The 6,931-nt window shown below is 40.7% G+C and carries 5 protein-coding genes; 3 read left to right on the top strand and 2 right to left on the bottom strand.

The genetic code is table 11. From position 1 onward, the window contains the following. Window positions 1–825: 825 nt before the first annotated feature. On the bottom strand, window positions 826–1,278 hold the full coding sequence (tsaE, locus tag BV372_RS32220; protein ID WP_086691221.1) for a tRNA (adenosine(37)-N6)-threonylcarbamoyltransferase complex ATPase subunit type 1 TsaE: 453 nt from the start codon (window positions 1,276–1,278) through the stop codon (window positions 826–828). A gap of 43 nt (window positions 1,279–1,321) precedes the next feature. Further along, the gene (gene yvcK, locus BV372_RS32225; RefSeq protein WP_086691215.1) at window positions 1,322–2,692 is read right to left on the bottom strand and encodes a gluconeogenesis factor YvcK family protein; all 1,371 of its coding nucleotides are present in this window, start codon (window positions 2,690–2,692) and stop codon (window positions 1,322–1,324) included. 172 nt (window positions 2,693–2,864) lie between these two features. Here yvcK and ruvC point away from each other — a divergent pair, with 172 nt between their 5' ends. The 3 genes from ruvC to BV372_RS32240 all read left to right on the top strand — a co-directional run bounded on the left by ruvC (window position 2,865) and on the right by BV372_RS32240 (window position 6,862). Continuing rightward, window positions 2,865–3,356, top strand: coding sequence for a crossover junction endodeoxyribonuclease RuvC (ruvC, locus tag BV372_RS32230; protein WP_086691217.1), 492 nt, complete (start codon window positions 2,865–2,867; stop codon window positions 3,354–3,356). A gap of 517 nt (window positions 3,357–3,873) precedes the next feature. After that, window positions 3,874–5,073, top strand: coding sequence for a hypothetical protein (locus BV372_RS32235; protein ID WP_086691219.1), 1,200 nt, complete (start codon window positions 3,874–3,876; stop codon window positions 5,071–5,073). A gap of 316 nt (window positions 5,074–5,389) precedes the next feature. Next, the gene (locus BV372_RS32240) at window positions 5,390–6,862 is read left to right on the top strand and encodes a DUF3131 domain-containing protein (protein ID WP_179198310.1); all 1,473 of its coding nucleotides are present in this window, start codon (window positions 5,390–5,392) and stop codon (window positions 6,860–6,862) included. The last annotated feature ends 69 nt before the right edge of the window (window positions 6,863–6,931 follow it).

Below are 6,931 nucleotides of genomic sequence, written 5' to 3' on the forward strand. Positions count from 1 at the left end.
ACTTTCGGCAAATAGCCCCTCAGACTAGAAGTCTGGACGGCAGTTGCTTCAAGTCGGGAAACCCGCCCAACGCACTGCCTCGGCTAAACTAAACCTGGCGACCCAGGCTCAATATAATCCACGCAGGTGGATTTGGTTTTTATAGCCGCGATTTCTAATCGCCTGGTATTTTTTCCAAAAGTGGATGCTCCCTGTCTTTATCTAGGGTGGCTACTAGTAATTACTTCAGCCAAAAAATAGTAGATGCCGATAAGGCATCAATTTTCTGTTGTTTACTTGTTCTATTAATTTTGGGAGAAATTAAGACAACTATGTTAAATAATTTTTCTGATGAGCGTGGTAGTGGCAGATAACACAAGCATAGATTATCCCTTGACTATTTGCCAAAATTCAATCAGTTAAGATTTTGCAGTGGTGCTACTCATACTTTATTACAAACAAAAATAGTAGTTGAGGTATAAAACAACATAGTTCAGTTAACCATAGTCTTCAATGGGTGAAGACTATGGCTAAATTGAAATCTATTATCAGTTCTTATACCAAATCTAGATGAAGATGCGCCTAATAAATTGACGCCTTCAATCTAACGCTACATATTGTTTGTAAAACAAAGTTTAGCACAGCCCCATCAAGAAACGTTATAACGCGAAATACCTCAGACTTCAATCATGGGGATGAATTAACCGTTTGTCATTTGCGTAGCTTGTCTGTTAAGACAATAGGTTCTCCAAGAGAATGGCAGAAGGGACAATTAACAATTATCCCTTTTGCCTAATTTACAAAAAATAAATTCACTATCATTTAAATTAGGAGTAATAGTGGCGATTACTTCACTAATAAGTCACTAATAGGGTAGTTGTAGGAAGTTATTTTAGCTTGGCGATCGCCTTCATTTCCATAAGTCAAATAGACAATAATATAACTATCTGGCTGGTAGGGCATTCTTTCTGCCCATTCGATTGCTACAATTCCCGGTGTGACCTCAAAACCTTCCCAGTATGTTTCTAAGTTTAAAGCAGCAACCTCTTGTGATTCTAAGCGATATAAATCCAAGTGGTAAAGAGGAATTCGTCCTTCTGTGTACTCATTAATAATCGTAAAAGTAGGACTCACAATTGGTTCAGATATCCCCAAACCTTTGCCAATACCTTGGACTAAAGTAGTTTTACCAGCACCTAAATCACCTTCAAGCAAAATTACACTGCCAGCATTTAGGGATTGGCCAAAACTGATACCTAAATTTAGGGTGGCTTCTGCATCCGCAAGCACAATCTTCATAGCTGAGTCAAGATCAGATAGTTCTCCTGCTGCTATTTTGAATTTATCTGCCATGATGAGCTCCACTGTACCACCGGAATAACACTCTTGCTAGTTTTTGGGGATTATGACGAACGTAACCTGTTTCATCTTCATACAAAATATTAGCTGGGACAATTCTACGCCCTAAACGAGTTACATCCTCTCGATCGAGGAAGACGGGGTGGGAATTTTGTTGAGCGTAGCGAATCAGTGACTTAGCAGAGGGAGATTTTTTGTGTATCAGTACAGCATCAAATAGCCGCCTATTCCCAGTAGCCGCATCAATTGCTCTGATATGGTCGGCAACAGTATATCCTTCAGTTTCCCCTGGCTGAGTCATAATATTGCAGACATAAATGCGGAGAGCGTCTGTTTGAGCGATCGCGTCAGCAATTTCTGGTACTAATAAATTGGGAATCAAACTAGTATAAAGGCTACCAGGTCCAATGATAATGTAATCAGCTTCTTTAATTGCCTTGAGAGCTGCGGGTAAGGCTGGGGGATTAGCAGGAATGCAACCTATTTTCACAATTCTACCGCCAGCCTTGGGAATGCTAGATTCCCCTTCAATACGGCGACCATCGGCTAATTCTGCCCAGAGACGAACATCACTGAGGGTAGCTGGTAAAACTTGCCCCCTAACTGCTAGCACTTTGGAACTAGCAGCAACAGCTCGTTCCAAATCTCCAGTAATATCACTCATCGCCGTTAAAAATAAATTGCCAAAGCTATGGCCACTTAAACCATCTCCAGCCCGAAAGCGGTATTGAAACAATTCTGTTAGTAACTTTTCTTCATCTGCTAGTGCTGCCAAACAATTGCGGATATCTCCTGGTGGTAGCACTCCAAATTCTTGGCGCAAACGCCCAGAAGACCCACCATCATCAGCGACAGTGACAATAGCAGTAATATTAGCGCTGTAGGTTTTCAGTCCCCGCAGCAAAGTAGAAAGACCTGTGCCACCACCAATTACCACTATTTTTGGTCCACGGTACAATCGGTGATGTGCCAACAGGACATCAATAAGTTCTTCTTCGCCTTCTGGCCTTAGTACTTTAGTAATTGAGCCTACGGTACGAGTTTGTCCCCAAAGCAGCAACAGTAAGCCAAACAGCAGTACCAAAGGCCCACTGATATAGTTGGGTAAGATCTCAGCGAGAAATCCCAAAAACCCCCTAAGCAACTCTATTGCCCAAAAAATTGGGGTCAGCTTAATCCAAATAGCTAACCCCAGACTCGCCAGCAGTACACCTCCAACACTGATAAGTAACCAACGTTTGACTGATAGTCCAGGGGATAACCACTTGAACCACTGGTTCACCCGATGGGAAGTGCGGCTGCGTGACTGCTGTTGCAGGGCGTGGAGGGCTTGTCTGAGAAAACCAATTGACATACCTGATTCGGAGCAGTAGGACAAATAATAATTAACAGAAAATGTACACTACCTGGTTAAAACACCAAGCATAGACTTATTACAATTTTTTATTCCAATAGACTTTGCGTAACTCGCCAAAGTTGCCAGCATTCTCAGTCAAAAAAAACCTTGTGTGGTAAAAGTGAATTGAATGGAAAAACGCATTTTAGGATTAGATCCAGGATTGGCGATTTTAGGCTTTGGGCTAATTAACTGCAAACAAAATCAAGCTAAAATCCAAGACACAACCGTAGATATGCTAGATTTTGGTGTCATCAGTACGCCTGCGGGTGCAGAAATGGGACAACGGTTGTGTACCTTATTTGACGATTTGCACACCCTGATTAAGGAGTTGCAACCTGACTTGGTTGCGATTGAGAAGTTATTCTTCTATCGTATGTCAAGTACTATTCTGGTTGCACAAGCCCGGGGTGTACTCATGTTGGTGTTAGCACAGCATCGTCTCCCGTATGTGGAGTTTACCCCTGCCCAAGTAAAACTAGCGTTAACGGGATATGGTAATGCCGAAAAGTACGAAGTGCAAGAGGCGGTGGCGCAGGAGTTAAATTTAGATGAGATCCCTAAGCCAGATGATGCTGCGGATGCTTTGGCTGTAGCTTTAACGGCGTGGTTTCAGATTTAATTTGTAAAACGAGAATAAAGTTGGATACTAGATAATAAAGTTGAAAACTAGAGAATAATTAACTGAACTGAGAAGTAAGCGACAATTATCGCTGTTAGGGCGATCGCCTGAACCGATCAACTTTGGTTGAGAATGAGCGATCGCTTTGTAATTGAAGGTTAATTTGTCATCTACAGTGCCCTTACGATAATCTGTACCTAGTCAAGTTGCAATCTGCTGTCTGAGTTTGATAAACATCGTAAAGTTGTAGTTCTTGTTGAAGTACAGCTTTATCTGCGCATAATTAGGGCAGACAAGATGCCCACCCCACAAGATATGCAAAAAATCTAGCTAAGCAAATTAGATATTTTTAGCTTACTAATTTGGAAAAAGAATGCGACAGATGAGTAAGGAAAATTGTCCCTTACGAAGATTTTATGTGTCGGTAATATGATTTTAATTGGTATAAATATTTTTATCCCCCTACTTATCAACGGTTATAATTTGGAATAATTATTTTTAGCTATAAACAACTCAGATGAATGCTGTAATTGGCTTCTTATTTTTTGTAATTCCACTTTTGGCTAGTATTTGTATAGCCCAAGTTTTTAACCCTCTATCTTCTTATCAGCCGCTTCATGTGATAGATGGTGCAGGGTTATATAAAAAAGAATTAACGAATGGTAATACAGCATATTTACAAGTAATTGACATCCGGAAAATGCGTATCGACCAAGTTATTGGTGAGGTCGATAATATGAGTTATGGTCAGGGTAAATACTATAAAGGTGAAGGAGGGCATTATAGCCCTTATTTTAGAAATAAGTTGTTTTCGCAAGTAAATGACGAATATAAAAAACTTTATAGCAATGATGTATTTTCCATGATTAATTGTTCGTTTTTCGAGCAATATCAATCCAGTACACAGTTATCCTTCCCCATTAAATTTAATGGCGTAGTTATCAGTGGCGGTAATAGCCCTTACGGTCCAATTAAGGAACCAAAACATGATTTTTATCGCACAATTCGCTTAAAAGCTTTGGTTTGGGATGAAAAGCAAGCATATATTACAGATTATGACCCAGTTAGCGGTGCGCCTCTCAACGAAAAAGGAGTGAAAAATGCGATCGTTAGTTATAAATATAGTGACCATCCAGCGAAAGTATTAGCCCAAAATCAAGTAAATAAATATCAAGTTATCGGTACTCTGGACAAAGATGGTAGTAAGGGTAATGAGCAACTGTTAATTATGACGGTGAATCAAACAACTCTGGATGAAGCTGCTGCATTATTACGCAAGTTAGGTGTTAAAGGAGATATCATTACCGTTGACGGTGGCAGATCAACTTATCTGTTTAATTCAAAAATGGGGAATATTGTCTTACCGCAACTGTCTAATCCTCAAGAAAATCCGACATTCCGACATTTACCGCATTACCTGGGATTTCGCAAAGCTCGAACTCAAAAGTTTGTACCGCAAATATTAATCGATCAGCCGATTGGTAAAGTACAAGTTGAACAAAATCGACCTTATGTAATATTGTGGCGAGACAATATCAACGGCGATGTATCGATTAAGTTGTACGATCGCAACAACAAAACTATCCAAGATATTTCTACCCGTACCGCTAGCGATGGGGTTCATGAGTGGACACCGCAGGTTGCGGTAAAAGAAGGTGATATGATTCGTGTCGCTAGCCGAGAAAACCAGAAGATTTTCGGAAATTTACAATTATAAAACCGATAGCTACAAATAAATACCTAAGGATTATATTTAAATTCCCTGGTTGAACATACACCAATCCAATTGCCCGATCGCGCCTTGGAGTAACTGAAAAACTTGGCGTTCGGTTAACTACCCGTCTGCGATCATGGCATGTTTCAATTCCTCTTAAAGTCGCACGCGATCGCAACTGCGGCGAATCGCCTTTTGTCTTGGGGTAGTTACAGTAGAAGTTTTAGCTGTTAATCTGTATTAATTTCTCTAAGAAGCTCAGAGAAATTTCTTATCTTAGCAAAACAGTAATAATTAACACGCAAAGGTTATTCACAGAATGACATCTGATTTTAACCCACCGCCTAAAAGCTTATCTATATTAGCTTCCGTAGGAGGGGTAGTTACAGCTATAATCGCTATCGCTGGTCTCAATTATTGGTCTAAGCAGCCTTATAGTACTGGTACTGTGCTAAAAACAGAACTCTCAACATCTCACTCTGATACACCTGGCAATGCGGTACAGGCAATTGCCACACTTGACGCCCAATCGTTGGTTTTACCTGGTACGCCGATTACTCCTAGCCAGGCGATCATCAGTAAAACTCCTTATATCGCTCCTGGAGTAGGAACATTAACTCCAGAAGAAACCGCGATCGCTCATCAGGCTTGGTTATACTTCCGGCGTAACTGGAACGACAACACAGGCTTAGTGAACTCGGTTGATGGATTTACTTCTGTGACCATGTGGGATCAAGCAGCTGCGATCGCTGCATTGGTCAGTGCTAAAGAACTCAATATTGTATCTGCATCTGAATTTGAAGCCAAAATGGGCAAAATGTTGCAGACTCTAGCATCTATGCCTTTATACAAAAGGGAACTACCCAACAAAGTCTATAATTCTCAAACTCTAGTACCCGTAAATTACGGACAACTAGAGAAAAAAGAAGAAATTGGTTGGTCAGCTATTGATTTGGGACGGATGGCAATCTGGCTCAAGATTGTTGGGGCAAAATATCCGCAGTTCCAATCCAAAATAGAAGCTGTCTGGCAGCATTGGCAAGTTCAACGTCTCACAAAAAACGGACAAATGTATGGCACTGCCGCGATCAACGGCAAAGAACAGTATAACCAAGAAGGGCGCTTAGGCTATGAGAATTATGCCGCTTATGGTCTAAAAATTTGGGGATTAAATGTCAAGCAAGCATTAAATTATCAGTCCCATGTTGCCTTTGCCAATCTCTACGGCAAGGGTGTACCTTACGACCAACGGAACTACGAAAATTCAGGAGCCAACAACTACGTTCTCAGCGAACCTTATATCCTTGATGGTATTGAAACCGGATTTCAAGCTTTACCTAAAGCTTATGCAGACCGAATTTTAGCCGCTCAAGAAGCTCGTTATCTAACCACAAAACAGTTAACAGCCGTTACAGAAGACAACTTAGATCGTCCTCCTTACTTTGTTTACAGCAGCTTGTTGGTCAACGGCGAAGCTTGGGCAACTATTACAGACACTCAAAAAAAATACAATAATTTACGATTCCTCAGTGCCAAAGCAGCCATCGGCTGGCATGTACTTTATAACACTGCTTATACTCGTCAGTTATTTAATTTTGTCCAAACAAATCTCAAGTCTGATAAGGGATGGTATAACGGCTTTTACGAGTCTTTGAAGCAGCCGAATCAAGCCTTGACTGCTAATAATAACGGTGTAATTCTTGAGAGTCTGCTTTATAAACAGGTTGGACAACCGCTTACTGTTTGGGCTGGGGTAAAATCAGCAAATTCTTCTGCTAAAAAGTCTCCTTAGTTTAGAAGACAGTCCCCATGAAAAAATTTTCATCGCCAAGCATGTAAGTAGTTCTTACCTGTTCCCTGT

Source organism: Nostoc sp. T09, from assembly GCF_002154695.1.
Lineage (GTDB): Bacteria > Cyanobacteriota > Cyanobacteriia > Cyanobacteriales > Nostocaceae > Aulosira.

What these genes read in the sequence shown, in the direction of transcription:
- tsaE (WP_086691221.1), bottom strand. Translation starts at nt 1,278, where the DNA reads ATGAAGATTGTGCTTGCGGATGCAGAAGCCACCCTAAATTTAGGTATC.
- yvcK (WP_086691215.1), bottom strand. Translation starts at nt 2,692, where the DNA reads ATGTCAATTGGTTTTCTCAGACAAGCCCTCCACGCCCTGCAACAGCAG.
- ruvC (WP_086691217.1), top strand. Translation starts at nt 2,865, where the DNA reads ATGGAAAAACGCATTTTAGGATTAGATCCAGGATTGGCGATTTTAGGC.
- BV372_RS32235 (WP_086691219.1), top strand. Translation starts at nt 3,874, where the DNA reads ATGAATGCTGTAATTGGCTTCTTATTTTTTGTAATTCCACTTTTGGCT.
- BV372_RS32240 (WP_179198310.1), top strand. Translation starts at nt 5,390, where the DNA reads ATGACATCTGATTTTAACCCACCGCCTAAAAGCTTATCTATATTAGCT.